Origin of the sequence: Pseudomonas sp. URMO17WK12:I12, from assembly GCF_000514395.1 — a bacterium.
In the GTDB taxonomy this organism is placed as follows: domain Bacteria; phylum Pseudomonadota; class Gammaproteobacteria; order Pseudomonadales; family Pseudomonadaceae; genus Aquipseudomonas; species Aquipseudomonas mucoides.
In genome coordinates, this window is the sequence record NZ_AZVV01000013.1 from 98,482 (window position 1) to 125,446 (window position 26,965).

Sequence of the window (26,965 nt, forward strand, 5' to 3'; positions counted from 1 at the left end):
GCTATCGCGAGCTTGCTCGCGATGGGGCCAGACCGGCTAAAAACTGGCCCTGGAAACCATGTGAATCAGCCTTTTTCCGTCTACCGTGTAGGATTCTGCGACAGCTTGGCGTTTGGCGATCTTGGGAGTGGCACGTATGATGCTTCACAAACTTCCGCAGATTAGAAGCCTATGTCCCTGATAGTTCTACTGCTTCTGCCTTTTATCGGCAGCTGTCTGGCAGCCGTCCTGCCACACAACGCACGCAATACCGCCCCCCTGCTGGCCGGCCTGATCGCACTGATTGGCACGGTCCAGGTCGCGCTCCTGTATCCGCAAATCGCCCATGGCGGAGTGATCCGCGAAGAATTCTTCTGGCTGCCAAGCCTCGGCCTTGACTTCGTCCTGCGCCTGGACGGCTTCGCCTGGTTGTTCTCGATGCTGGTACTGGGCATCGGCACGCTGGTGTCGTTGTACGCACGTTACTACATGTCGCCGGACGATCCGGTGCCCCGGTTTTTCGCGTTTTTCCTGGCGTTCATGGGCGCCATGCTCGGGCTGGTGATTTCCGGCAACCTGATCCAGATCGTGTTTTTCTGGGAGCTGACCAGCCTCTTCTCGTTCCTGCTGATCGGTTACTGGCACCACCGCAGCGACGCGCGACGCGGCGCCTACATGGCGCTGATGGTCACCGGCGCAGGCGGTTTGTGCCTGCTGGCGGGGGTCATGCTCCTCGGCCATGTGGTCGGCAGCTATGACCTGGACAAGGTCCTGGCCGCCGGCGAGCTGATTCGCGCACATGCCCTCTACCCTATTCTGTTACCCCTGATCCTGATCGGCGCCTTGAGTAAAAGCGCCCAATTCCCCTTCCACTTCTGGCTGCCCCACGCGATGGCGGCGCCGACACCGGTCTCGGCCTATCTGCACTCGGCGACCATGGTCAAGGCCGGGGTGTTTCTGCTGGCACGGCTGTGGCCGTCGTTGTCCGGCAGCGAAGAATGGTTCTACATCGTCAGCGGCGCCGGCGCCTGCACCCTGTTGCTGGGCGCGTACTGCGCGATGTTCCAGAACGACCTCAAAGGGTTGCTGGCCTACTCGACCATCAGCCACCTGGGCCTGATCACCCTGCTGCTGGGCTTGAACAGCCCGCTGGCGGCCGTCGCCGCAGTGTTCCACATTCTCAACCACGCGACCTTCAAGGCCTCGTTGTTCATGGCCGCCGGGATCATCGACCACGAAAGCGGCACCCGCGACATTCGCAAGCTCAGTGGTTTGATCAAACTGATTCCGTTCACCGCCACCCTGGCCATGGTCGCCAGCGCCTCGATGGCCGGTGTGCCGCTGCTCAACGGTTTCCTCTCGAAAGAAATGTTCTTCGCCGAAACCGTGTTCATCAATGCCACGGCCTGGGTCGAGTGGAGCCTGCCAATCGTCGCGACCATCGCCGGCACTTTCAGCGTCGCCTATTCGCTACGCTTCACCGTCGACGTGTTCTTCGGCCCGACCGCCACCGACCTGCCGCACACCCCGCACGAGCCGCCACGCTGGATGCGTGCGCCGGTGGAATTGCTGGTGTTCACCTGCCTGGTGGTGGGGATGTTCCCGGCGCAAGTGGTCGGTTCCATCCTGGCCGCCGCGGCCCTGCCGGTGGTCGGCGGAACCCTGCCGGAATACAGCCTGGCGATCTGGCACGGCTTGAACGCGCCGATGATCATGAGCTTGATCGCCATGTCCGGCGGCATCGTGCTCTACCTGCTGTTGCGCAATCAGCTCAAGCGCGGGCGCTTCAAATACCCGCCGGTGATTGGCCGGTTCAACGGCAAGCGCCTGTTCGAGCGCGGCCTGGTGATCATGATGCGCCTGGCCCGTCGCCTGGTGCGCCGGATCAGCACCAACCGCCTGCAAACCCAATTGTTCCTGGTGGTCCTCGCCGCCGTGCTGGCCGGGCTGATCCCGATGCTTCACAGCAGCCTGAGCTGGGGCGACCGGCCGAAAATCCCCGGTTCCATCGTGTTCGTGACCCTGTGGCTGCTGGCGATTGCCTGCGCCCTCGGCGCAGCGTGGCAGGCCAAGTATCACCGGCTCGCGGCCCTGACCATGGTCAGCGTCTGCGGCCTGATGACCTGCGTAACCTTCGTCTGGTTCTCCGCGCCGGACCTGGCGTTGACGCAACTGGCGGTCGAAGTGGTGACCACGGTGCTGATCCTGCTGGGCCTGCGTTGGCTCCCACGCCGGATCGAAGAAGTCTCGCCACTGCCGAGCACCCTGCGCAAGGCGCGCATCCGGCGTATCCGCGACTTGCTGTTGTCGACCGGGGTCGGTGGCGGCATGGCCTTGCTGGCCTACGCGATGCTGACGCGCCAGACGCCCAACGATATTTCCTCGTTCTACCTCAGTCGCGCCCTGCCCGAAGGCGGCGGCAGCAACGTGGTCAACGTGATGCTGGTGGACTTCCGTGGCTTCGACACCTTGGGTGAAATCACCGTGCTGGTGGCCGTGGCCCTGACCGTGTTCGCCCTGCTGCGACGCTTCCGCCCGCCGAAAGAAAGCCTGCAGTTGCCGGCGCAGCAACGCCTGTTGGCACCGGACGTGGTCACTGACCTGGTCAACCCGCGCCACGCCAGCGACACCGCACTGGGTTTCATGATGGTCCCGGCGGTGCTGGTACGCCTGTTGTTGCCGATTGCGCTGGTGGTGTCGTTCTACCTGTTCATGCGCGGGCACAACCAACCGGGCGGCGGTTTTGTCGCCGGGCTGGTGATGTCGGTGGCGTTCATCCTGCAATACATGGTCGCCGGCACGCAGTGGGTCGAGGCGCAAATGAGCCTGCGACCGCTGCGCTGGATGGGCACCGGGCTGCTGTTCGCCACGGTCACCGGGCTTGGGGCCATGGCGGTCGGTTATCCGTTCCTCACCACCCATACCTGGCATTTTTCATTGCCGGTACTGGGGGACATTCACATCGCCAGCGCGCTGTTTTTCGACATTGGCGTGTATGCCGTGGTGGTCGGTTCGACGCTGTTGATCCTCACCGCCCTCGCCCACCAATCGGTTCGCGGCCACAAAACCGCGGCCCAGCCTAAACCCGTCGCCACGCAAGGAGCCGTCTGATGGAAGAAGTCATCGCAATCGCCATCGGCGTGCTTGCGGCCTCCGGCGTCTGGCTGATCCTGCGGCCACGGACCTTTCAGGTGGTGATGGGCCTGTGCCTGCTGTCCTATGGCGTCAACCTGTTCATCTTCAGCATGGGCAGCCTGTTCATCGGCCGCGAGCCGATCATCAAGGATGGCGTGCCGCAGGACTTGTTGCATTACACCGATCCCCTGCCACAAGCACTGGTGCTGACCGCCATCGTGATCAGCTTCGCCATGACCGCATTGTTTCTGGTGGTACTGCTCGCTTCCCGGGGCTTGACCGGCACCGACCATGTGGATGGCCGGGAGCCTAAAGAATGAATGCGATGACGCACCTGATCGCCGCACCGATTCTGCTGCCGCTGCTGACCGCCGCCATCATGTTGATGCTCGGCGAGAAACACCGTCCGCTGAAGGCCAAGATCAACCTGTTCTCCAGCCTGCTCGGCCTGGGAATTTCCGTGTTGCTGCTGCAATGGACACAAACCACTGGCGTGCCGGGTTCCATCGGCGTGTACCTGCCGGGCAACTGGCAAGTGCCGTTCGGCCTGGTGTTGGTGGTCGATCGGCTGTCGGCCTTGATGCTGGTGCTGACCGGGATCATCGGCGTCAGCGCCTTGCTGTTCGCCATGGCCCGTTGGGACGGCGCCGGTTCAAGCTTCCACGCGTTGTTCCAGATTCAATTGATGGGGTTGTACGGTGCGTTCCTGACCGCCGACCTGTTCAACCTGTTCGTGTTCTTCGAAGTGCTGCTGGCGGCGTCCTACGGCTTGATGCTGCACGGCTCGGGCCGGCCGCGGGTGTCGGCGGGGCTGCATTACATTTCGATCAACCTGTTGGCATCGTCGCTGTTCCTGATTGGCGCGGCGCTGATCTATGGCGTCACCGGCACACTGAACATGGCCGACCTGGCGCTGAAAATCCCGCTGGTGCCGGAAGCTGATCGCGGTTTGCTGCATGCTGGCGCGGGGATTCTCGCGGTGGCGTTTCTGGCCAAGGCCGGGATGTGGCCGCTGAACTTCTGGCTGGTGCCGGCCTACTCCTCGGCCAGCGCTCCGGTGGCGGCGATGTTCGCGATCATGACCAAGGTCGGTGTCTACACCTTGCTGCGCTTGTGGACGCTGCTGTTCTCCGGTCAGGCCGGGGCGTCCGCCTACTTTGGCGGCGACTGGCTGATCTACGGCGGCATGGCGACGATTGTCTGCGCGGCATTGGCGATTCTGGCGGCGCAACGCCTGGAAAAGATGGCCAGCCTGAGCATCCTGGTGTCGGCCGGGATCCTGCTGTCAGCCATTGGTTTCGCCCAGCCAAACCTGATCGCGGCGGCGCTGTTTTATCTGGTCAGCTCGACCCTGGCACTGAGTGCATTGTTCCTGCTGTCCGAGTTGATCGAGCGCTCGCGTTCGGTCAATGAACTGCCGTTGTTCGACGACGCCGACCTGATTGCGCGACCGGCGCCGGCTGCGCAACCGCTCAAAGGCATCAACCTCGATGACGACCAGAAAGCGGTGGTCGGCCAGGTGATTCCCTGGACCATGGCCTTCCTCGGCCTGAGCTTTATTGCCTGCGCGCTGCTGATCATCGGCATGCCGCCGCTCTCCGGGTTCATCGGCAAGCTCACCCTGCTCAACGCCCTTCTCAATCCGTTGGGCCTGCGGAACGGCGTCGGCGAACCGGTATCGAATGCGGCGTGGGGGTTGCTGGCGTTGTTGATTCTGTCGGGGCTCGCCTCGTTGATCGCATTCTCGCGCCTGGGCATCCAGCGCTTCTGGACCCCGCAAGAGCGCCCATCACCACTGCTGCGCCGCTTTGAATGCGTGCCGATCATCGTCCTGCTGGGACTGAGCATTGCGTTGACCTTCAAGGCTGAACCGCTGCTGCGCTACACCCAAGCGGCCGCTGACGCTTTGAACAACCCGCAGCAATACGTGATGGCCGTGCTCGGCACCCGTGCGGTGCCAAGCCCGGAAGCCAAGGCGGCGATGGCGGAGGTGCAACCATGAAGCGCTTGTTCCCTGCTCCCTGGCTGTCCTTGGCACTCTTGCTGTTATGGCTGGTGCTGAACCAGTCGATCAGCCCTGGCAACCTTCTGCTCGGTGTGATGCTGGGTTTCTGCGCGCCGTTGATGATGCGCCGGTTGCGACCGCTGCCCATTCGAATTCGTCGTCCGGGGGTGATCCTGCGCTTGCTGCTGGTGGTCGGTCGCGATGTGGTGGTGTCCAACCTCGCCGTGGCCTGGGGCGTGCTGAACGCCGGTCGCCGTCCGCCCCGCTCGCGCTTCATCAAGGTGCCGCTGGACTTGCGCGATGCCAATGGCCTCGCCGCGCTGTCGGCGATCTGCACCGTGGTGCCTGGCACCGTGTGGTCGGAACTGGCGCTTGATCGCAGCATCCTGTTGCTGCATGTGTTCGATCTGGATGACGAAGCGCTGTTCATCCAGCACTTCAAGGCGACCTATGAGCGCCCCTTGATGGAGATTTTCGAATGAGCGCATTGCTGTCGAACGCCATCCTGGCGAGCCTGTTCCTGTTTTCCGTGGCGATGATCCTGACGCTGCTGCGCCTGTTCAAAGGACCATCGGCCCAGGATCGGGTACTGGCGCTGGATTACCTGTACATCATCGCAATGCTGATGATGCTGACGCTCGGCATTCGCTATGCCAGTGACACCTATTTCGAGGCGGCGCTGTTGATCGCCCTGTTCGGCTTCGTCGGCTCGTTTGCCCTGGCGAAATTCCTGCTGCGTGGCGAGGTGATCGAATGACTGACGAACTGTCGCTGTGGGTTGAGATTCCAGTGGCGATTCTGCTGCTGCTCAGCAGTCTGTTTGCGCTCATTGGCGCCATTGGACTGGTGCGGATGAAGGATTACTTCCAGCGCATGCACCCGCCGGCGTTGGCCTCGACATTGGGTGCATGGTGCGTGGCACTGGCATCGATCATTTACTTTTCGGCACTCAAATCGGGGCCGGTGCTGCATGCGTGGCTGATTCCGATTCTATTGGCGATTACCGTGCCGGTGACGACCTTGTTGCTGGCTCGGGCGGCGTTGTTTCGCAAGCGCATGGCTGGGGATGATGTGCCGGCTGAGGTGAGTAGTCGGCGGAGTGAGAGGGGGAGCTGAATCCGGGGATTTGTATTGACTGGGAGGGCCTCATCGTCGGAACGCCGCCCGGAGCCTGCTCGCGATAGCGGTGGGACAGTCGGTATTGATGTGACTGATCCACCGCTATCGCGAGCAGGCCCACTCCTACAGTTAGATTTGCTTCAGGCGGAGATATTGGTCGGGATCCACGGATGCGCTGACCGACTGATAGTTGGCCAACAGGGCATGTTGTGTCTGGATCGGGTGCTCATGCGTTTCAGTGATAATCACCAAATCCGCCCCCGCCGCTTCTGCCGCGAGAATGCCTACAGGGGCATCTTCAAAGATCAGGCAATCCGTCACCTCGACACCCAGCCGCTTGGCGGCCAACCGATACCCCGCTGGATCCGGTTTCCCGGCGCTGACCTCTTCAGCCGTCACCATGACATCCGGCTCGGGAATGCCCGCCGCCGCCATCCGGCGCAACGCCAGCGTTCTGGGCGCGGACGTCACGATTGCCCATTGACCGGCCGGCAAGGACCGAAGGAATGCCGCCGCACCACGAACCTCGACAACCCCCTCCACGTCTTCTATTTCTGCCTCGGTAATCCACGCCGCTTCAGCTTTGGCATCTACACTTGGCAACCCCTGTCGGTTCACCGTGTCGATGGCGCGGACGCCGTGAATGGTTGGCAGAAAGGACGCGACATCCACCCCGTGGCGCACGGCCCAGATCGTCCAGATCCGCTCGGCGGCTGCAATGGAATTGAGCACGGTGCCGTCCATGTCGAACAGGAACGCGCGGTACGGTGTGTTGAAAACGGATCGATGAGCAGACAAGGATGAGCTTCCTCTCGCAAGGGCCTGGCGGGTGTGCCGAGCAATGTAGCATTTACTTGCGAGACGGACTCATGCAGCGCAATAACGTTTCAGCTGAAGGGTTTGGACTTCAAGGCGTCCTTGACGCAGTCGAGCAGTTGGCCGAGTGCCCAGGGCTTTTTGATGAACGAAACGGGATGCCTGACACCGGAGCTTTCCGGGGTTTCGAAACCGGACATGATCATGATCGGTTTGTCGGGCCAGCGGTCGCCAAACTGATTGGCCAGGTCAGCGCCATTGAGCTTGCCCGGCATGGTGATGTCGGTGAGCAACAGGCGGACGTTGTCCGAGTGTTGCTCCAGGTAAGCGGAAGCGGCGTCCGCGCTGGTCTGTGGCTGAACCACAAAACCCTCTTCCTGAAGAATTTCGCAGAGAAACTCCAGGATCAACGGGTCATCCTCGACCACCAGAATCAACCCGCCAGTTACGTTCGTGCCCACCGTCGATACTGGCCCCATGATTTCAACACTCCCTGAATACACCCATGATTTTGCGCAATAAATCCGCTGCCTATCAGGTATGAGCAGCGGACTTGGCGGAAATTCATTTTTGATACAGGAGACGACGAAATCAGGCGTCCTGCAAAATCAGGTCGGCGCCCTTCTCGGCCACCATCAGCACCGCCGCATGGGTATTGCCCGACGTCACGTTAGGAAAAATCGACGCATCGACGATGCGCAATCCCTCAAGACCATGGACTTTCAAACGCGGGTCGACCACGGACGTCTGCTCGTCCGAACCCATGGCGCAGGAACCACACAGGTGGTAAATCGAACCACTGTTTTCGCGGAAATACTGCAGCATCTGCTCGTCGGTTTCGACGACCGGCCCCGGCAACACTTCTTCAACCGTGATGCCCTTGAGCGCCGGTGCCTGCATGATCTTGCGCATCAAGCGGCTGCCCTGAATGACCTCGTCGATGTCCTTCTGGGTGCTCAAGTAATTCGGATCAATCAGTGCGGCGTCCCGGGGATTTTTCGAGGCGATCTCGATGTGCCCGCGACTGGTCGGTCGGCATGGGTTGAAGCACAACAGGAAGCCTGAGTACGGCTCCGGTTTGAGGCTGGCCTTGTTGTTTTTCGGGATCTGGTACGACAGCGGGTTGAAGTACAGCTGCAGGTTGGGGTTGGTTTGCTGCTCGTTGCCACGGAAGAATCCGCCGGCCTGATTGACGCTCATCGCCAGCGCGCCCTTGCGGGTGAACAGGTATTTCAGACCGAGTTTGAACTGACCGAACAGCGAACTCAGCTCATCGTTGAGCGTCGGGATATTGGCCTTGTAGTAATAGCTGGCGCACAGATGATCCTGCAGGTTCTGACCCACCGCCGGCAGGTGCTTGACCATCGGGATGTTGTGCTTGGCCAGCAGCGCCTGATCCGCGACACCGGACAGTTGCAGGATCTTCGGCGTGTCCACCGCACCAGCGCAAAGAATCACTTCTTTGTTGGCGGTGAAGGTTCGCACCACGCCGTGCTGGGTAATGGAAATTCCAGTTGCGCGGCCGTTATCGAACAGCACTCGGTCCACCAGGGCGTAGTGCTCGACAGTCAGGTTCGGCCGGCTCAGGGCCGGGTGCAAATGGGCAAAGCTGCTGGAGCAACGCTGGCCATTTTTGGTGTTGACGTCGTAAATGCCCGAACCTTCGAATTTCGGCCCGTTGAAGTCGTCGCTGTGCGGGTAACCGAGTTCATCGCAACCTTTGAGGAACACATCGCAGATCGGATGGGTCTGGCCCTTCATCGGCGTGATACTGATCGGGCCGCTGCCGCCGTGGTATTCGCTGTCGCCCAGCGGATGGTTTTCCAGTTTGCGGAAATACGGCAGCACATCTTTAAAGCCCCAGCCTTCATTGCCGTTGGCCGCCCAATCGTCAAAGTCGTGGGCCTGGCCACGGACATAGATCATCGCGTTGATCGACCCCGAACCGCCCTGCACTTTGCCGCGTGGGGCGTAAATTTCGCGGTTGCTCAATTGCTTTTGTGGCTGGCTGTAGTACATCCAGTTGAAGGTTGGGTTGTAATACATTTTGGCGAAGCCGACCGGAATCTTGAACCACAAGGAACTGTCCTTGCCGCCCGCTTCCAGCAGCAACACCGAATGTTTGCCATTGGCCGAGAGCCGGTTGGCCAGAATGCAGCCTGCGGCGCCAGCGCCAGCGATGATGTAGTCGTAAGTCATGCAGGGTTACCGCGTAAGTCGTTGTACAAAAAAACCACCCATCCATCAGTCAAAACGCGATCCCTGTGGGAGCGAGCTTGCTCGCGAAGGCGCCGTGTCAGTCAACCTTAATGCTGAATGTCAGGCCTTCATCGCGAGCAAGCTCGCTCCCACAGGTTTTGCGAGTGGGCGGCAAATCCGCTCAGCCCCTGGCTGGCGATGTGTCTTTAACGTCCACCGGGGTCGGCGCCATTTGCAGGTGCAGGCGCTCGCCGGTGTACGGCGAATGCCTGCGCACCACGTCCATGTTCAGCTCCACGCCCAGGCCCGGCTCGGTGGACGGGATGATGTAGCCGTCCTCCCATTGCAGCGGCTTGGTCAGGACTTCGGCATGGAAACCGCCCCAGGTCATGATGCTTTCCTGGATCAGGAAGTTCGGCGTGCAAGTTGCCAACTGGAAACTCGCGGCCGCGCCAATCGGCCCGTTGTAGAGGTGTGGGGCGATTTGCGCGTAATAGGCTTCGGCCATGCTGGCGATCTTTTTCGCTTCCAGCAGACCACCGCAGCGGGCGACGTTCATCTGCAGAATCGACGCGCCACCGGCTTGCAGCAGCTTGAAGAATTCGTACTTGGTGGTCAGTCGCTCACCGGTGGCAATCGGAATCGAAGTCTTGGCCGCGACCTGCGCCATGGCTTCTTCCTGACCCGGCGGCACCGGCTCTTCGAACCACAGCGGGTCGTACTTCTCCAGGCGCTTGGCCAGGCGAATCGCCGAGGACGGCACCATTTGCCCGTGGGTCCCAAACAGAAGGTCGCACTTGTCGCCCACCGCTTCGCGGATCTTGCGGCAGAAGGTTTCGCAGCGTTCCAGCACTTCCAGGGAAATCTGATGCCCGGAATACGCGGTGTACGGCCCGGCAGGGTCGAATTTCACGGCGGTGAAGCCTTTGTTCATGTTCTCGATGGCGCACTCGGCGGCCAGGTCCGGGTCGTCGTAGTCGTACTCGCCCTTGCTGTTCACCGGGTAGAGGTAGGTGTAGGAACGCAGGCGTTCGTTGACCTTGCCGCCCAACAGTTCATACACCGGCTTGTTCGCCGCTTTGCCGATGATGTCCCAGCAAGCCATTTCCAGGCCGCTGACCACACCCATCATGGTCAGGTCCGGGCGCTGGGTGAAACCGCTCGAATAGGCCTGACGGAAGAAGCGTTCGATGTGGTGCGGGTCCTGGTTCAACAGGTAGCGTTCGAACACGTCTTCGATGATTGGCAACATGGCTTTAGGGCCGAAGGTCGCGGCGTAGATCTCGCCCACGCCTTCGATGCCGCAATCGGTTTTGATCTTGACGAACAGCCAGTACATCCCGCCGATGTGCGGTGGCGGTACGGCGACGATATGGGTTTCAAGGGCGACGATTTTCATCTCAGGCACCTGTCTTAATCAGGGATTTACGATTGATACGAGCACGCAAGGTCAGCGCCGCGAGGGTCCCCAGCAGGCCGACGAAAGCGATGTAGCCGAAATACAGCTTGTAACCAAAGGCCCCCGGAAAATGCTCGGTAAGGTAGCCGTTGATCAACGGAATGAATGCGTCTGGCAGATAACCGACCACCGAGACAATGCCGATGGCCAGCCCCGTGATGCGCAGCGGAATGTTGCAGGTGTCGAGGATCGCCCAGTACAAACCGCGAATCGCATAGGTCATCAGGCCGATGAAAATCACCGTGCCGACCAACAGGCCCATGCTGTTGAGCGCCGGGAACACGATCAGGCCGACCATCGCCAACGTCGCGCAGAACAGCGCCACGATCAGCACCGAGATGTTCGAGAACTTGTCACCCAGCCAGCCACCGCCGATGCCGCCAATCGGGCGCATCCACAGTTTGATGGTGGTGATGGTGCCGGCCATGACCGCAGTCATGCCGCCGCCCTGCAGGTAATCGGAGAAACTGTAGGTGGCCCAGAAGATGTGATAACCGCAGAACACGATGGCGGTGACCAGCCACAGCTCAGGGATTTTCACCAGGGTGGTCAGGTCGCTGAGCAGGTTGTACTTGCCCTTCTCCACCGCCGCCGTGTCTTCCATCGACTTCGGGTCCCTGATCAACACCAGCACACAGCCGATGGCGATACAGGTGAAGGCATACAGGTAGACCACATGCTTGAAGCCTTCAGCCGCCGACTCACCGCGAGTTTCGGTGGCGAAAGCAAACAGCCCCAGCGCGACCGTTGCCAGCAAGGCTTCGACCAGCCCGCGACCGCCGTCAAGGATGCCGAAGAAACGGCCCTGCTCGGTGTGATGGGCAATCATCTTCACGCGCTTGAGCACCGAGGCCCAGAACGTCAGGCCGGTGGTCAGGCCCCAGCATCCGAAGATGATCATCAGCCCGGTCATCGACGGCGCAGTGGAGTACCACAGGCCCAGGGCACCGGTGGCAACCAGCGAGAAGAAAATCAGGAAGCGTGGGGCAATGCGATCCGCCAGCCAGCCACTCGGCAAGTAACTCAGGAGGAAAATCGTGCCGAGCATCGAATACAGATACCCCAGCTCGCTGTGGTTGATCTGGAACACTTCGAGCATGGTGGTCTGGTAGACCTGGCGCAGGTACAGGATCGGGTAGATCGCACCGGCGGCCAGCACCAATAACATCAATTGGAAATAGCGACTGCCCTTGTCACTCTGGCTGATTGAACCCGCATTCGAACCCTGAACAGCGGCAGCAGTGGATGCTTGCTTGGACATCTAGGTGACCTCTGGCCGCCCGGTGGTCCGGGTGGCCCTGTTAATTGTTTTTATTGGAGTGAAGCAGCTGCAAACGCCAAGCTGTAAGCGGCAAACCAGAGCCGGTTACCGTTCGCTTTTATTTGCAGCTTGAAGCGTGAAACTTGTCGCTGCCGCCCTAGTACTTCATGACCACGAGACGGGTCTGGGTGAATTCGAGCATGCCGTGCTTGCCGTCATCGCCGCCCAGGCCCGAGCGTTTCCAGCCGGCGTGGTAGCCCTGGTACGGATCGGCCGGGGTGCGATTGACGTAGAGCTCGCCGGCTTCGATGCCGTTGGCGACTTTCATCGTGGTGCGGTAGTTCTCGGTGTAGAGCACCGAGGCCAGGCCGAACTGATGGTCGTTGGCCATCGCCAGCGCTTCGTCGATGTCGCGGTACTTGAGCACCGGCAGCACCGGGCCGAAGATTTCTTCCTGGATGATTTCCATGTCCTGGCGGCAGCCGCTGAGCAGGGTCGGCGGGTAGAAATGGCCGTTGCCTTGCGGAATAAAACCACCGGTTTCCAGGACGGCGCCGTCCGCGATGGCGCGCTCGACCATGGCGTGGATGTTCTGCTGCGAACTGGCGTTGACCAACGGGCCCATGAAGCTGGCGTCGGTGGCGCGGTCGCCGAACTTCACGGCGCTGAGTTTCGCTTTCAGCAGCGCGAGGAATGGTTCATAGATGCTTTCCTGCACGTAGACCCGCTCCACCGCCGTGCACAACTGGCCGCAGTGGGTGGTTTTCGAGGCGACGATGGCAGTCGCGGCGGCTTCAAGGTCGGCGTCAGCTTCGATGATCGCCGGGGTTTTGCCGCCCAGTTCCAGCGATGGCTTGGCGATATTAGCCTTGCAGTAATCGAGCACGATGCGCCCGGCATTGACGCTGCCGGTCAGGGTGATCAGGCCCACAGCCTTGTGCGTGCAAACAGCGGCCGCAGTGGCGTGGTCCATGGTCAGGATGTTCACCACGCCGGCCGGCAGTCCGGATTGCGCCACAGCCTTGGCGATTTCAAAGGCCGAGGTCGGTGTGTTGTTGCTTGGACGCACCACCACGGTGTTGCCGGCAATCAGCGCCGGGGCGATTTTGCGCAGCAGCGTATAGACCGGGTAGTTGAACGGAATCAGGCACGCGACCACGCCAATGGCTTCGCGGTGCAGGAACAGGTTTTCGTTCGGGCTGTCGCTGGGAATGATCTCGCCTTCAATGCGGCGGGCCCATTCGGCGTGATAGCGGGTGATCTGCGCGGCGTAACGGGCTTCGTTGCTGGCATCGGCCACGCTTTTGCCGGACTCGGCGGCCAGGGCGGCGCCAATGTGTTCAGCGCAGGCGTCCAGGGCATCGGCGAAGGAACGCAGGTGTTCGGCGCGTTCGATACTGGTGAGTTTGCCCCAGACCTTTTGCGCGGCGGCAGCCGCTTCAACCGCGTTGACCGCTTCGACAGCGGTGGCGGCCGCGACGTGGCCGACCAATGCTTCGGTCGCCGGGTTATAGACTGCGATCAGCGCATCGCTGGCAGGTTCGATGAAGTGGCCGTTAACAAAATTTCGCTCGAGTCGCATGTGCATCGCCCATCGTTGTTTTTATCCAGTTCGAGCAGTCTTGGCATCCTGAGCGGGTTGAACAAACGATTTATTGAGCAGGCAAACATTCGAAAAATGCAGGTTACCCGCTGGAACGATGAGATCCCCTGTGGGAGCGAGCTTGCTCGCGATGGCGGTGTATCAGTCGACAACTGCATTGCCTGACACTCCGCCATCGCGAGCAAGCTCGCTCCCACAGGGATTTGTGGTGGTCAGAGAGCGGCGGTTGAGGGTTCGAGCTGCCGTTGCGCCAACCAGATTTCTTCCTGCAACCACTGGCTGAACACCTGCAATTGAGGCATCAGGGTCTGCTCCGGCCGGGTGACCAGCCAATAGGACTGGTGCCCTTCCACATGCACGTTGAGCACTTGGGTCAGCTGCCCGCTGGCCAGTTCCGGGGCGACCATGTGCCAGTCGGCGATGGTGATGCCTAGGCCATCGACGGCCGCACGAATGGCCAGGTCCAGCAGGTCGAATTCATACCCGCCCTGGGTGTCGACCCCGGTGATGCGTGCGGCGTCCAGCCAGTGTTTCCAGGTCAGGTAGCGCTGGTCTTCCCGGGCCAGCACATGCAGCAATGTCAGCCGATTGAGGTCGATGCCCTGCTCGCTCCACTCCCGCGCATACAAGGTCGGCGCGCACACCGCGATGTGCCGCTCCTGAATCAGCATCGAGCTGTTGAGGCCATCCCATTCGCCATCGCCGAAACGGATCGCACAGTCGAGGGTGCTGGTTTCCGCCAGGCTGTCCTGCAAGCGCGTGGTGATACTCAGTTCCAGCTCGGGATGCTTCTCGCGCAACCGCCCCAGACGCGGCATCAGCCAGCGGTTGGTAAAGGTCGGCGGCGCGTTGATGTGCAGGCGATTGGAATGGGTTTTCTGCTGGATGCTGCGCACCGTCAGCTCGATCTTGTCGAAGGATTGATGCAATGCCCGCAGTAATACCTTGCCGGCGCTGGTCAGTTCGAGGTGGTGGTGGTGGCGTTCCAGCAGGCTCTCGCCGAGCTGCTCCTCCAGCTGACGGACCTGGCGGCTGACCGCACTCTGGGTCACGTTCAACAACTCGGCCGCGCGGGTAAAACTACCGGTGCTGCCGGCCACTTCAAACGCCTTGAGGGCATTAAGACCGGGCATTTTGCGTTTCATGGAAAGCACTCGAGGACGTTAGCTGATCGGCCAAGCATCCCATGCTCGCCACACATTGTCCTACAGGATTTTCTCAGTAACATGCATCTGAGGAAGGTTTGCGCGCATTTTTAATCGTTTGTTCAACCCACCGTTCATCGCAAGACTGGCCGGCATCTCATATAAAAATAACCGAGAGCTGCCCCATGCCCTTCCCTGCTTCCCTGCGCCTAAGTCCTCTGTACATCGCTCTGTTCTGCACCTTTGCGGCTCCTGCCATGGCCGTGCAAGTGACCGACAATCTTGACCTCGGCGGCGCGGTTCGTGCGCGCTGGGACTACGACCCGGATCGCGACATCCAGAAGTTCGGCCTGGACACCATGTTCCTCAGCGCCAAGTACAACTCCGACAGCTGGATCGGCGAGGCCCAGTATCGTTTCTATGGCCGGTCTTATCCGTATCAATACACCAAGAACTATGGCGACATCCAGTTCGCCAAGTTCGCGTGGGCCGGCTACAAGTTCAACCCCGACCAGCAGGTGCAAGTAGGCCTGAACACGGTGCCGTTCGGTTTGCAGCCGTACTTCGGCAGCACCTTCTACGAAACCCTGGGCAACGTCATCGGCCTGGAAGATGTGCAACAGGTCGGCGCCAAGTACGTCCAGCAATCGGGCGACTGGAACCTCCAGGCCGGTTACTACTTGCGCCCGGCGTGGCAAGGCAAAGGCACCAGCAACGGGGTCACTTACTCCAGCGTGGTGTCCGAAGCCGACAGCTATGTCGCCGACGGCAGCAACAACCAGGAGCGCAACACCGTGGTGCTGCGGGTGGCCAAGGCGCTGGACCTGGGACCGTGGAAATCGGAGGTCGGGCTCTCCGGCCTGAGTTCGTCGCTGGAGAACAAGGACACCAATGCCGATGGCCGGCGCAATGCCGTGGCCATCCATTACCTGGGCAAGAACGGCCCGTGGGGTGTGCAGTTGCAAGCGGCACGGCAACAGATGTCGCCGCGTAACCCTGGCACCGATGAGTTGGTTACCCTTGGCGGTTATGACGGCACGTACAACGTTGCCAGTCGCGGCAACTTGTATGTGGCGGACGTCAGTTACGACGTCGCCGGGAAATACCTGTTCGACCAGGTCAGCGGGGTCAAGCTGTACGCCAACTACAGCGCCTTCGATAAATCCGCCAGCGAGTTCAAGACGTCGGAGCGGATGATTTTGGGCAGTTCGTTTTCGGTGAGTAAATTGTGGGTCGCAGCGGAGTGGTTGTTTGGCAAGAATGATCCGTATATCGGGGGGAGCAGTTACACCCAGAGTCTGGGGGCTGGCGGGAGTGATCAGTGGGAGAATCAGCTTTATGTGAACATTGGGTATTACTTCTGATCGGGTAGTTCTAGCGTCCTTGATAAAGTCATCGCGAGCAAGCTCGGCTCCTACAGGGTTTAGCGCACTCTTGCAGGAGCCGAGCTTGCTCGCGATGGCGTCAGCCTAAACAACACTTGCATCCGCCCATTGCTAATAGTCAGATAGGCACCACAGAGAACGCCACCAAAACAATAAACCGGCCCGACGCAACACCAGAGGCCGGTACGGAGTCCACCTTCGATGCGTCAACTGCCCTCGCTCAATATGCTGCGCGTCTTCGAAGAGGTCGCGCGTCATCGCAGCTTCAGCCAGGCGGCGCTCGGCCTCAACGTCACCCAAGGCGCCGTCAGCCGCCAGATCAAGCAACTGGAAGACTACCTCGGCGTCGCGCTGTTCGTGCGCACGCCCCAGGGTTTGTCGCTGACCGAATCCGGCATCGCCCTCTCCCCGCACCTCGCGGAAGCGTTCGACCACATTGAACGTGCCCTGCAAGCCGTGCGCGTACCCAACCTGCGCCAGCGTCTGAGAATCCTCGCGCCACCGACCTGGGCGACGCGCTGGTTGTCGGCGCATTTGCGCGTGTTCTGTCAGCGTTATCCCGACATCAGCCTGAGTGTGACCAATCAGGCCAGTCACGACAGCCTCGTGGAAATCGACTGCCACATCCGCTTCGGCCTCGAAGCCAACAGCCATTGCAGCAGCCAATTGCTGGTGATGGAACGACACATCGCCGTGGCCAGTCCGGAGCTGTTCAGCGACGGTCAACCGCCGGATCTGCGGGGCTTTGCGCTGCTGCACATCCTGCACGATGGCAAACGCTTGAAGGTCTGGGAAAACTGGTTGGCGGCCATGGGACGCGACGATGTCGATGCCGCGCAAGGGCTGGAATTCAGCACGCTGGATCAGGTGATCCACACCGCGCTGGCCGGGGGTGGCCTGGCGGTGATTGACCGGCAGATGATCGAGAAGGAACTGGCCAATGGCAGCCTGCTGCCGATTACCCCGGTGGAGGTGATCGGGCCGTATGGCTATTGGCTGGATGTGGCGAATGACAAGCAGGGGTTGTCGAAGGTGCGGTTGTTTACGGATTGGTTGGGATTGGTCAGCAATCCCTGAAGCCACCGACATTCTAATGTGGGAGCGGGCTTGCTCGCGAAGACGGAGTGTCAGTCAATATTGATGGTGACTGACACTCCGTCTTCGCGAGCAAGCCCGCTCCCACATGGGAACTTTGACAGTCTGTTAGATCGGGGCCGGGACTTTCACCGCCACCGCCGCACCGCCCTCCACCGGGCTCTGCGCCTTGCATGCCTGGCTCAGTGTCAGTGATTTGGTTTCCGGTGCCCACGCCCAGGACAGCCAGGCGCCGATGGCCAGGATCGCCGCCAGAATCCCCATCGTCGGGCTCAAGCCGATCCCCGCCACACTCACCGGCAACAAGAACGTACTGATTGCCGAACCCAACCGGCTGACCGCCGTGGCCAGGCCAATCCCGCTGGCCCGCACTTCAGTCGGGAAGCTCTCGGCCGGGAACACGCCCACCAGGTTACTCACCGCCGACAACACCAGGGTAAACAGCCCGAACACCAGCACCATCAGGAACGCTGCACTGCTCGGCAACACCGCCAGCATGAACAACGCGACCGCCAGAATGATGAACGAGTTGATCAAGAACCCGCGGCGCGAGAATTTGATCGTGCACCAGATCCCGATCAACGCGCCGAGGATCAGCAGCATGTTCAACATCAGTTCAGTGCCGAAGCCTTCAGCCAGGCCCATCTTCTGCAGAATCGAAGGCAGGAAGGTGTAGATGGCGAAGTACGGCATGACGATGCAGACGAAAAACAGGCAGTTGAACGCTGTGCGTTTGCGGTACTCACGGCTGAACAGCACTGCGTAGCCGGAACGGGTTTCGGTGGATTGGGTTTCGTCGAGTTCGACGTTGGCGCCCAGATGCTTCTTGACGATTGCCCGCGCTTCGGCAATTCGGCCCTGGTTCACCAGCCAGCGCGGTGACTCTGGCGTGCCGATGCGCGCAATCAGAATCAACGCCGCCGGGATCGCCGAAGACGCCAGCATCCAGCGCCAGGCGTCATCACCCAGACTAAGCATGGCGGTGCCGACAAACGTCGCGGCCACGTAGCCGAAGGTCCAGATCACACTGAACGAACCGAGCAGCACGCCGCGATGCTTCTTCGGCGCGAATTCGGCCAGCATGGCGTGGCCGACACTGAAATCACCGCCCAGCCCGATGCCGATCAGCACCCGGCACAGAAACAGGCCCATCGCGGTTTCGGCGTAGAACTGCATGACCGAGGCGATAGTGATCAGGACAAAGCTGACCAGGAAGATTTTCTGACGGCCGACCTTGTCGGAGATCCAGCCGAAAAACAGGCTGCCGAGGAACAGGCCGATCAGGGCCGAAGCACCGATCAGTCCCTGCCAGAACGCATCCAGGTGCATCTGCGGGCTCAGCAAGGTGAACGCGATGCCGATCAGGCCGAGGATGTAGCCGTCGGTGAAATGCGCGCCGAAGGTCAGGCCGGCGATTTTCAGGTGAAAGCGCCCGATGGGCAGGTCGTCGATTTTTACCGGTTGTACGGACATGTAAATCTCCAATTGTTGTTATTGACGGAGAAATGAAACCGATCGCTGTTCTGTAGGAGTGAGCCTGCTCGCGATAGCAGTGTGTCAGTCGAAGCTGTGTTGCCTGACACACCGCCATCGCGAGCAGGCTCACGCCTACAAGGGGTGTGGTGGGGGTTAGAGGCCGCCCATCAACAGGTATTTGATTTCCAGGTAGTCATCCAGACCGTACTTCGACCCCTCGCGACCGAGGCCCGATTCCTTGATGCCGCCGAACGGCGCCACTTCCGTGGAAATGATCCCTTCGTTGATCCCGACCATCCCCGCTTCCAGTCCTTCGGCCATGCGCCACACGCGGCCGATGTCGCGGCTGTAGAAGTAGGCCGACAAACCGAATGGCGTGTCGTTGGCCTTTTGCAGCACTTCGGCTTCGTCCTTGAAACGGAAGCAGGCCGCCACCGGGCCGAATGTTTCTTCCTGCGCGATAAGCATTTCGCTGCTGGCTTCGGCGAGGATGGTCGGCTCGTAGAACGTGCCGCCGAGCGCATGACGACGGCCGCCACACAACAGCGTGGCGCCCTTCTCCAGTGCATCGCCGACGTGCAGCTCGACCTTGGCCAGCGCCGCCGCGTTGATCAGCGGGCCTTGCTCGGTTTCCCCGTCCAGCGCACTGCCGACGCGCATCGCCGCAACGGCTTCCGCGAGTTTGCCGGTAAAGGCTTCGTAGACGCCGTCCTGAATAAAGAAGCGGTTCACACAGACGCAGGTCTGCCCGGTGTTGCGGAACTTCGAGGCCATCGCGCCTTTGACCGCAGCGTCGAGATCGGCATCGTCGAAGACAATGAACGGCGCGTTGCCGCCCAGTTCCAGCGAGACCTTTTTCAGGGTTTCCGCCGCCTGGCGCATCAGCAATTTGCCGGTGCGCGTGGAGCCGGTGAACGACAGTTTGCGCACGATGCTCGACGCTTGCAGCGCCCCACCGATGGCCACCGCATCGCCAGACACAATGTTGAACACCCCCGCCGGAATACCCGCTTGCTCCGCCAACACCGCCAGGGCGAAGGCCGACAGCGGCGTCTCTTCCGAAGGTTTGAGGATCATCGTGCAACCGGCGGCCAATGCCGGACCGACCTTGCGCGTGACCATGGCCAACGGGAAGTTCCACGGGGTGATCGCGGCGACCACGCCGATGGCTTCCTTGACCACGATGATCCGCGCATCGGCCTTGTGGCTCGGGATCACGTCGCCGTAAGCACGCTTGGCCTCTTCGGCAAACCACTCCAGAAAACTCGCGGCGTAGACCACTTCGCCCATGGCCTCGGCCAATGGCTTGCCTTGTTCGCGGCTGAGCAGAGTCGCCAAGTCCTTCTGGTTACTCAGCATCAGCTCGCTCCAACGCTTGAGCTTCTGGCTGCGCTCCTTGGCAGTGAGCTTGCGCCACGCCGGCAATGCACGGTTGGCGGCTTCAATCGCCCGATTGGTTTCTTCGGCGCCAGCCTTTTGTACTTCGGTGATCAACTCGCCGTTGGCCGGGTTGAACACCGGGTAAGTCGGGCCACCAGACGACCATTGGCCGTCGATGAAATTACCCGTGCGAATCAGCGCGCTCATGCCACAGCCTCAGTCAGAATGAAGCGTTCCAGACCCGGACGGGCCGAACGCAAGATACGTTTGCCGGCGGTGTAATCGTTGATCACGTCGCACGGGGTGTAATTGCGTTCCAGTTCGTGCAGTTCTTCGGCGTCAAGTCTGGTATCGAGCGCGGCCAGTGCACTGTCGAACTGTTCGGTGGTGTCAGCGCCCACCAGCATGCAATCCACACCCGGATGGTTGGCCACCCAGGCCTGGGCAATTTGCGCGTTGGACACGCCACGGGCACGGGCGACACGTTGCACCGAATGGGCGATTTCGAACGAGGCTTCGTCGCTGTACATCTGCTGCGTGAAAAAGTCGGTCTGGTTGCGGGTCGACTGCACGTCGCCGGTCAGCAAGCCACGGGCCAGCGGGCTGAACACCGAGACACCGAGGCCTTGGTCGCGGCAGAACGGAATCATCTCGCGCTCTTCTTCGCGGTAGGCGCAGTTCAATTGCAGCTGCATGTTGATCGGCTTGACCCAACCGTTGCGCTCACAGGCCATGAGGATCTTCGCCAATTGCCCGGTGAGCATGGTCGAGACGCCGATGTAACGGGCCTTGCCGGAGCGCACGATGTCGTTCATGGCGCTCATGGTTTCTTCGACCGGGGTGTTCACATCGAAGTAATGCAGCATGAACACATCGACGTAATCCATGTTCAAGCGCTTCAGCGACGCGTCGATGCTGTCCATGATGTGTTTGCGCGAATGGCCACTGGCATTGATGCCGTTGCGGGTGCCGTAGCCGACTTTGGTGGTGATCACCAGGTCTTCGCGACGAGCCAGGCGCTTGACGATGCGTCCCACCACTTCTTCGCCGACACCGGCGGAATAGAAGTCCGCGAGGTCGATGAAGTTGACGCCGTTGTCGAGGGCGTGCGCGACGATTGGCTCGCTTTTCTTCTCGTCGAAGATCCACGGTTTCCAGTCCGGAGTGCCCATGTTCATGGTGCCCAGGCACAGACGGGAGACTTGCAGGCCGGAGTTGCCCAAACGAATGTATTGCATGGCGCGGACCTCAGGCTTTTGGCGTGTAGAAAGGGTTGCTGATGTGATTGACCACATCCGCCAGTTGCGCGGTTTCCGGCTTGCCGGTCAGCGCGGCACGGATCGCCGTGCGGCAGGCGTTGTAGTTATTCAGGTAGACCGCATCGAGGTCATCGCAAGCCGGGTTGACCCAGTTAGCGGTGACGATGGCCCATTCGTCTTCGGCTTCCGGCGGCAAGGTGCCGTCCAGCAGCGCTTCGAGTACTGCCTTGGCGATACCGGCCTGCGACGCGCCCCAGGTAGCGTTGCCGTGCAGGTCGCTGCTGATCGCGGCTTTGTTGACGTAAAGGGTCATTGGCTTGACCGGAATGTTCGGCTGGGCAATCACCATGAACGGGCAATGACCCTGGCTAGGCGACGCCAGGCTGTTGGCAAACGCCTGGCCGGCCGGGCCATTGCGCGGGCCGATCAGAATGTTGATGTGCGCGGCGTTCACGCCCGGGCCTTCGAAACCTTCACCGATGTACAGGTCGAGTTCTTTCATGAGTCGTTACTCTTCAGGGAGTTGAGGTTGATCAGAAACGCACGCAGGCAGCGGGCCTGGCGTGGCAAATGTCGGGGTTCGAAGAGCGCAGCAGGTCGCTGGCGAAGACGCGGCAGTGATGATGAGTCATGGTTGCAAACGCTCTTTTTTGTTGTTGATGAGCTGGTTTGCGATTTTTTAACACTGGGGGTTTGCGGGGCTGTAACCATTAAAAGTCATGAGGGTATGAGTTCAAGTCATACCCGGTAAAACCTGTGGGAGCGAGTTTGCTCCCCGCAGGTTTCAGGAAGGATTGGACTATTGCGACATGGCGTCTTTTTTCATGGCGTCTTTGCTCATGCTGTCCTTGGACATTGCATCTTTGGACATGCTGTCTTTCTTCATGGTGTCCTTGGCCATGGCATCTTTTTTCATCGTTGTGTCTTTTTTCATGGTGTCTTTGGACATGGCATCCTTGGACATCGAGTCCTTGCTCATGCTGTCGCTGCTGGTGGTATCGGCAGCGAAAACACTGGCGGCACCCAGTGCGATGCACATGGACAGGACGGCGGTGGCTAACTTTTTCATGATCAAACTCCTCGAAGCGCAGGTTACGAATGAACGCAGCGTGGGCTGCGTGATGAATGTGTCTGTCAGCTGCCACCGAACCAGTTGTAACCCTGGTCTTCCCAGTAGCCACCGCTGTAGGTATTGCTGACGAAAATCGCCTGAATGTGTTTGGGGTTTTTGTAGCCCAGCTTGGTGGGCATGCGCAGTTTCATGGGGAAGCCGTACTGGCGCGGCAGCACCGCGCCGTCATAGGTCAGCGTCAGCAAGGTTTGCGCATGCAGCGCCGTGGCCATGTCGATGCTGGTGTAATAATCGTCTGCACATTTGAAACCGACGTACCGGGCATCGGTGTCTGCGCCGACGCGCTTCAGGAAGTCGCTGAACCGGACGCCTCCCCACCGTCCGATGGCGCTCCAGCCTTCGACGCAAATATGCCGGGTGATTTGTTCGGTTTGTGCCATGGCGCGCAGTTCTTCGAGCCGCCAACTGTGTTTGTCCGCGACCATGCCGGTCACTTCCAGCCGATAGGACTCCTCCTCCACCGTCGGTGCTTCGTCAATGCCGTAGAAGGCATTGAAGGGAAACGGCCGGGTGATCATGGATTCCGGGTAGGTCGGCGCCATGGCGTCGGGATTGAACAACCAGCCTTGCACCCGATCGTTGAAGCGCGACATGGACGACAACGCGGTCTCGACGCTTTCGTTGTCAGTCAGGTTGCAGCCAGACAGCATCGCCACACCGCCGAGGGTCAGGCCGCGCAGCAGAAACGCGCGACGCGAGCGGCCGGGGATCTGCGGGGCGAGTATTTTTCGGGCGTCTGTCAGGATCGATGACTCGTCCAGCCCGGAACTTTCGATGCGCTTTTTCATACCCGCTCCTTGCGGCCGACGATCATCGCCCACAACGTTTTTGGCACCAGTGCGACCATCACCAGATGCACCGCGACAAAAGCAACCAACAGCGACATTGCAAAGAAATGCACCCGTCGCGCGCCTTCGTAGCCCGCCAGCAGTTCACGCAACAGCGGGAACTGGACCGACTTCCAAAGCACCAGCCCGGAGACCACCAACAGCGTGATGTCGACCATCACGAACAGGTAGGCCACCCGTTGCACCTGGTTGTAATGACTCAGGTCGGCATGGCTCAACCGCCCTCTCAATGCGGCCCACAGGTCATGCAGGACACCTTTGGGAGAGACGGGTAGAAAACGGCGTTTCAGACGACCGCTGAACAGATTGATGCCGAGATAAATCAGGCCATTGAGGGCCAGAAACCACATCGCCGCGAAGTGCCATTGCAGCGCACCGCCGAGCCAGCCGCCCAGCGTGATCGACTTGGGAAAGCTGAAGTCATAAATCGGCGAGGCGTTATAGATACGCCAACCACTGGTGACCATGACCAGCACGGCCAGGGCGTTCAGCCAATGGGTCAGCCGTAACCAGCGAGGATGGCTACTGACAGAGGGTGAAGCAGATAGCTGCGACATGTCCGGCTCCCTGCGATTGATCATTGGGGCCGAGTATGGGAGCCGATTGATCGCCAAATCCTCACGTAAAGTTAAATTAAACGTGATAACTCCCGACGCGTTGCAACACGCCTTGCCCTGCATTTGTGGTTAAAATGCCGCCCCCTCAAATTGCCGACCCTGCCCGATGAACTCAGACGCACTTGCCACCCTCCACGCCCACCTGCTGACGGCCCTGGCAACGGCCCCAGCGGAAACCCGCCGCTTGTTTCACGGCCGTGGCCGCTGCTGGCCGGGGCTGGAGCAATTGACCGTCGACTGGTTGCAGGGGGTGGTGCTGGTCGCGCTGTTCAAAGAGCCGGAAGCGTCGCAGCTGGAAGCGTTGAAACAACTGCTGGTCCAGATCACCCAGTCACCCGAGTGGGCACAATCCGGCGCGCACACCTTGCTGTTGCAACATCGCTACTTGCTGCAAAGCACCACCGAGTGGCTGCTGGGCGAGGTGATCGATGAGATGACAATCACCGAGGGTGGCTTGCGTTATCGCGTGGACCTGGGCCGCAAGCAGAACACCGGGCTGTTTTTAGACATGCGTTATGGCCGTGACTGGGTGCGGGCCAATGCCCACGGCAAGCGCGTATTGAACCTGTTTGCCTACACCTGCGGCTTCTCGGTCGCCGCCATCGAGGGTGGCGCCGAGCACGTGGTCAATCTGGACATGTCCAGCCCGGCCCTGAGCCGTGGGCGCGAGAATCACCGGCTCAACGGGCACGATTTGAGCCAGGTCAGTTTTCTGGGCCATGACCTGTTCAAGTCCTGGGGCAAAGTGATTGGCAAGGGGCCTTATGACCTGGTGATCATCGACCCGCCGTCCTTTCAGAAAGGCAGTTTTTTGCTGACCAAGGATTACCAGCGTGTGTTGCGCCGGTTGCCGGAATTGCTCAGCCCTGCGGGCACGGTGCTGGCGTGCATGAATGACCCGGCGTTTGGGTCTGATTTCCTGATCGATGGGGTGATGCGTGAAGCGCCGAGTTTGCGTTTTGAGCAGCGGCTGGAGAACCCGCCGGAGTTTCCGGATGCCGATGTTGAGTGTGGGTTGAAAGCGTTGGTGTTCAAGCTGGGCGATTGAGTCTTGCCGGGCTCAACGCGGCTGCAACACCAACGCAAACAACTCCCCATGCCCGGTCACATTAAGCTTGTGATAGACATTGCGCCGATGCACTTTCACCGTCTCCGGTGAGATGCCCATGTGCTGGGCGATGGCCTTGCTGGAGAAGCCCTGAAGGATCAGCCGGGCGGTTTCGATTTCCCGTACCGACAGGCGCGCGTCGAAGCGGTCCAGCAACGTCGCGAGATCGCCGGCCACCGGTTCAGCGGTCGCGCCTTCCGGCGGCATCAATTGCAGATGGCGGCGCATCGCCGACAGCACCCATTCGCGCACGCACAGCAGGCGGCCCTGCTCTTCCAGGCTGAACCGCGTCGAACGTCCCAGCGACAAACCCAACACCGCCCCATCAACGTGGACCATGAACTGCAACTCGTCCGCCCCCACCACCGAGCGGAAGTAACTCAGGTAGTACTCGCTCTGCTGGAACTGGTCGGGCGCCACCGATTCGAGGCTGTGCAGGCCCTCGGCAATACCGGCGCAAGCCGCCTGGTAAAAGGGGTCGAGCAGGTACATGCCGGCGCTGTAGTCCGCCAGTTCTTCGTGCTCGGCGGCACCGCCCTTCGAATCGAAATCAATCAGCAAACGCGGGACCCGCCCCGCGCGCATCACCGCGACCAGCGCATTGTCCAGCGGCACCAGCAGCCGCAATGTGTCGACCAGCGCCCGCCAGAACCCGTCCTGCCCCAACGCGCCAAACACCCGCGCCAGCGACTGGTGCACCGGCAGCTCTTTCAACAATGCGTCCACGCACTACCCCTTTCGAGTAACCCATGATGGGAATGGGTGAGTCCCCCGCCTGCCAGTACGCTGCAAGCACCTGTTCATCACCGGCCTGCAGCAGGCCAGGAGTGCCGCATCATGAGTCGTCACCGCTCGCATATCAATCTTGGACTGGGCGCCTGTTTGTGCGTCTCGTTGTCGGCCATGGCCACCGATGCCCCGACGGTGCATGTCTACAACTGGTACGACTACATCGGACCCGACACCCTGCACGACTTCAAGCGCGACACCGGGATCGAACCGGTCTACGACACCTTCGACAGCGCCGAAGTACTCGAAGGCAAACTGCTGACCAGCCGCAGCGGCTACGACGTGGTGGTGGCGAGCAATTTCAGCCTGCCGACGCTGATCAAGGCCGGCGCCCTCGCCCCGTTGCCCCACGCACAAATGCCTGACTTCAAGAACATGGACAGCGACCTGCTGGCGAAACTCGCCAACAACGATCCGGGCAACCAGTACGCAGTGCCGTACCTGTGGGGCACCAACGGGATTGGCTACAACATCGACAAGGTCCGCGCGGCGTTGGGCGACAAGGCGCCGGTGGATTCCTGGGACCTGGTGTTCAAGGAAGAGAACCTGGCCAAGCTCGGTCAATGTGGCGTGGCGATGCTCGACTCGCCGTCGGAAATGCTCCCGGTCGCCCTGCACTACCTGGGCTTGCCACCGAACAGCACCAACCCTGAAGACTACAAGAAGGCCGAGGCGCTGCTGCTGAAGTTGCGTCCGCACATCGCGTACTTCAACTCGTCCAAATTCATCAGCGACCTGGCCAACGGCAACATCTGCGTGGCGGTGGGCTGGTCTGGCGCGATGCTGGAAGCCAAGACCAACGCCGAGCAGGCCAACAACGGCGTGAAGATCGCCTACAGCCTGCCGAAGGAAGGCGCGCCGGTCTGGTTCGACACGCTGGTGCTGCTCAAGGACGCACCGCATCCGCAACAAGGCCTGGCCTTTATCGACTACCTGATGCGCCCCGAAGTCATCGCCCCGGTCAGCGATCACCTGAACTACCCCAACGGCAACCGCAGCGCGACACCGTTGGTGGCCGAAGCGACCCGCACCAACCCGGCGGTGTATCCGTCGGCTGAAGCGCTGGCCACGTTGTTCACCCTTCAACCGCTGCCGCCGGCGACTGAACGAGTGCGCACGCGGGTCTGGAGCAAGGTCAAAAACGGCCAGTGAGAA

25 protein-coding genes are annotated in these 26,965 nt (G+C 60.6%); 10 read left to right on the forward strand and 15 right to left on the reverse strand.

The window, feature by feature from the left end:
- Nucleotides 1-171: 171 nt before the first annotated feature.
- The 6 genes from D882_RS0118990 to D882_RS0119015 are packed head-to-tail and all read left to right on the forward strand — an operon-like array spanning nucleotide 172 to nucleotide 6,235.
- Nucleotides 172-3,090, forward strand: coding sequence for a monovalent cation/H+ antiporter subunit A (locus D882_RS0118990; RefSeq protein ID WP_027924690.1), 2,919 nt, complete (start codon nucleotides 172-174; stop codon nucleotides 3,088-3,090).
- Nucleotides 3,090-3,434, forward strand: a complete 345-nt coding sequence (locus tag D882_RS0118995) for a Na+/H+ antiporter subunit C (RefSeq protein ID WP_007944721.1) — start codon at nucleotides 3,090-3,092, stop codon at nucleotides 3,432-3,434. The genes D882_RS0118990 and D882_RS0118995 overlap by 1 nt, the downstream gene beginning before the upstream one ends.
- A complete protein-coding gene (locus D882_RS0119000) occupies nucleotides 3,431-5,116 on the forward strand; it encodes a monovalent cation/H+ antiporter subunit D (protein WP_027924691.1) in 1,686 nt (561 codons plus the stop codon). Before D882_RS0118995 ends, D882_RS0119000 begins: the two co-directional genes overlap by 4 nt.
- Nucleotides 5,113-5,601 carry a Na+/H+ antiporter subunit E gene (locus D882_RS0119005; RefSeq protein ID WP_027924692.1) on the forward strand — a complete coding sequence of 163 codons (489 nt, stop codon included), beginning with the start codon at nucleotides 5,113-5,115 and terminating at the stop codon, nucleotides 5,599-5,601. The genes D882_RS0119000 and D882_RS0119005 overlap by 4 nt, the downstream gene beginning before the upstream one ends.
- On the forward strand, nucleotides 5,598-5,876 hold the full coding sequence (locus tag D882_RS0119010) for a K+/H+ antiporter subunit F (protein WP_027924693.1): 279 nt from the start codon (nucleotides 5,598-5,600) through the stop codon (nucleotides 5,874-5,876). Before D882_RS0119005 ends, D882_RS0119010 begins: the two co-directional genes overlap by 4 nt.
- Nucleotides 5,873-6,235 (forward strand): Na+/H+ antiporter subunit G, encoded by a 363-nt coding sequence (locus tag D882_RS0119015; RefSeq protein ID WP_027924694.1) that lies wholly within the window; start codon nucleotides 5,873-5,875, stop codon nucleotides 6,233-6,235. Before D882_RS0119010 ends, D882_RS0119015 begins: the two co-directional genes overlap by 4 nt.
- A gap of 132 nt (nucleotides 6,236-6,367) precedes the next feature.
- On the opposite strand, the gene D882_RS0119020 is transcribed toward D882_RS0119015, so the two are convergent.
- The 7 genes from D882_RS0119020 to D882_RS0119050 form a co-directional block, all read right to left on the reverse strand.
- Nucleotides 6,368-7,036 carry an HAD-IA family hydrolase gene (locus D882_RS0119020; protein WP_027924695.1) on the reverse strand — a complete coding sequence of 223 codons (669 nt, stop codon included), beginning with the start codon at nucleotides 7,034-7,036 and terminating at the stop codon, nucleotides 6,368-6,370.
- Nucleotides 7,037-7,125: 89 nt separating this feature from the next.
- Nucleotides 7,126-7,533, reverse strand: coding sequence for a response regulator (locus D882_RS0119025; protein WP_027924696.1), 408 nt, complete (start codon nucleotides 7,531-7,533; stop codon nucleotides 7,126-7,128).
- A gap of 112 nt (nucleotides 7,534-7,645) precedes the next feature.
- Nucleotides 7,646-9,253: a GMC family oxidoreductase gene (locus D882_RS0119030; protein ID WP_027924697.1), complete on the reverse strand. Its 1,608-nt coding sequence runs from the start codon at nucleotides 9,251-9,253 to the stop codon at nucleotides 7,646-7,648.
- 181 nt (nucleotides 9,254-9,434) lie between these two features.
- Nucleotides 9,435-10,652, reverse strand: a complete 1,218-nt coding sequence (locus tag D882_RS0119035) for a mandelate racemase/muconate lactonizing enzyme family protein (RefSeq protein WP_027924698.1) — start codon at nucleotides 10,650-10,652, stop codon at nucleotides 9,435-9,437.
- Between the two features lies 1 nt (nucleotide 10,653).
- Nucleotides 10,654-11,973 (reverse strand): nitrate/nitrite transporter, encoded by a 1,320-nt coding sequence (locus D882_RS0119040; protein WP_027924699.1) that lies wholly within the window; start codon nucleotides 11,971-11,973, stop codon nucleotides 10,654-10,656.
- A 157-nt stretch (nucleotides 11,974-12,130) separates the two neighbouring features.
- Nucleotides 12,131-13,555: an aldehyde dehydrogenase gene (gene aldA, locus D882_RS0119045; RefSeq protein WP_027924700.1), complete on the reverse strand. Its 1,425-nt coding sequence runs from the start codon at nucleotides 13,553-13,555 to the stop codon at nucleotides 12,131-12,133.
- A 233-nt stretch (nucleotides 13,556-13,788) separates the two neighbouring features.
- The gene (locus D882_RS0119050) at nucleotides 13,789-14,721 is read right to left on the reverse strand and encodes a LysR substrate-binding domain-containing protein (protein ID WP_027924701.1); all 933 of its coding nucleotides are present in this window, start codon (nucleotides 14,719-14,721) and stop codon (nucleotides 13,789-13,791) included.
- A 185-nt stretch (nucleotides 14,722-14,906) separates the two neighbouring features.
- Between D882_RS0119050 and D882_RS0119055 the strand changes: the two genes are divergently transcribed.
- Nucleotides 14,907-16,085 (forward strand): hypothetical protein, encoded by a 1,179-nt coding sequence (locus tag D882_RS0119055; protein WP_027924702.1) that lies wholly within the window; start codon nucleotides 14,907-14,909, stop codon nucleotides 16,083-16,085.
- Nucleotides 16,086-16,307: 222 nt separating this feature from the next.
- Nucleotides 16,308-17,183, forward strand: a complete 876-nt coding sequence (locus tag D882_RS0119060) for a LysR substrate-binding domain-containing protein (protein ID WP_027924703.1) — start codon at nucleotides 16,308-16,310, stop codon at nucleotides 17,181-17,183.
- A 126-nt stretch (nucleotides 17,184-17,309) separates the two neighbouring features.
- On the opposite strand, the gene D882_RS0119065 is transcribed toward D882_RS0119060, so the two are convergent.
- The 7 genes from D882_RS0119065 to D882_RS0119095 all read right to left on the reverse strand — a co-directional run bounded on the left by D882_RS0119065 (nucleotide 17,310) and on the right by D882_RS0119095 (nucleotide 23,853).
- Nucleotides 17,310-18,674 (reverse strand): MFS transporter, encoded by a 1,365-nt coding sequence (locus D882_RS0119065; protein ID WP_027924704.1) that lies wholly within the window; start codon nucleotides 18,672-18,674, stop codon nucleotides 17,310-17,312.
- Nucleotides 18,675-18,830: 156 nt separating this feature from the next.
- Nucleotides 18,831-20,264 (reverse strand): NAD-dependent succinate-semialdehyde dehydrogenase, encoded by a 1,434-nt coding sequence (locus tag D882_RS0119070; protein ID WP_027924705.1) that lies wholly within the window; start codon nucleotides 20,262-20,264, stop codon nucleotides 18,831-18,833.
- Nucleotides 20,261-21,295, reverse strand: coding sequence for an aldo/keto reductase (locus D882_RS0119075; protein WP_027924706.1), 1,035 nt, complete (start codon nucleotides 21,293-21,295; stop codon nucleotides 20,261-20,263). The genes D882_RS0119070 and D882_RS0119075 overlap by 4 nt, the downstream gene beginning before the upstream one ends.
- 10 nt (nucleotides 21,296-21,305) lie before the next feature.
- Complete coding sequence (fae, locus tag D882_RS0119080) at nucleotides 21,306-21,818, reverse strand: formaldehyde-activating enzyme (RefSeq protein WP_008043405.1); 513 nt, start codon at nucleotides 21,816-21,818, stop codon at nucleotides 21,306-21,308.
- A gap of 297 nt (nucleotides 21,819-22,115) precedes the next feature.
- Nucleotides 22,116-22,385, reverse strand: a complete 270-nt coding sequence (locus D882_RS0119085; protein ID WP_027924707.1) for a pentapeptide MXKDX repeat protein — start codon at nucleotides 22,383-22,385, stop codon at nucleotides 22,116-22,118.
- A 65-nt stretch (nucleotides 22,386-22,450) separates the two neighbouring features.
- The gene (locus D882_RS0119090) at nucleotides 22,451-23,236 is read right to left on the reverse strand and encodes a molybdopterin-dependent oxidoreductase (RefSeq protein ID WP_027924708.1); all 786 of its coding nucleotides are present in this window, start codon (nucleotides 23,234-23,236) and stop codon (nucleotides 22,451-22,453) included.
- Nucleotides 23,233-23,853 (reverse strand): cytochrome b/b6 domain-containing protein, encoded by a 621-nt coding sequence (locus D882_RS0119095; RefSeq protein WP_027924709.1) that lies wholly within the window; start codon nucleotides 23,851-23,853, stop codon nucleotides 23,233-23,235. The genes D882_RS0119090 and D882_RS0119095 overlap by 4 nt, the downstream gene beginning before the upstream one ends.
- Nucleotides 23,854-24,019: 166 nt before the next feature.
- On the opposite strand from D882_RS0119095, the gene D882_RS0119100 reads away from it, so the two are divergent.
- Entirely contained in the window at nucleotides 24,020-24,961 is a 942-nt protein-coding gene (locus D882_RS0119100; protein WP_027924710.1) for a class I SAM-dependent methyltransferase, read from the forward strand.
- Between the two features lie 12 nt (nucleotides 24,962-24,973).
- On the opposite strand, the gene D882_RS0119105 is transcribed toward D882_RS0119100, so the two are convergent.
- On the reverse strand, nucleotides 24,974-25,747 hold the full coding sequence (locus D882_RS0119105; protein ID WP_027924711.1) for a helix-turn-helix transcriptional regulator: 774 nt from the start codon (nucleotides 25,745-25,747) through the stop codon (nucleotides 24,974-24,976).
- Nucleotides 25,748-25,858: 111 nt separating this feature from the next.
- On the opposite strand from D882_RS0119105, the gene D882_RS0119110 reads away from it, so the two are divergent.
- Entirely contained in the window at nucleotides 25,859-26,962 is a 1,104-nt protein-coding gene (locus tag D882_RS0119110) for a polyamine ABC transporter substrate-binding protein (RefSeq protein ID WP_027924712.1), read from the forward strand.
- Nucleotides 26,963-26,965: the final 3 nt, after the last annotated feature.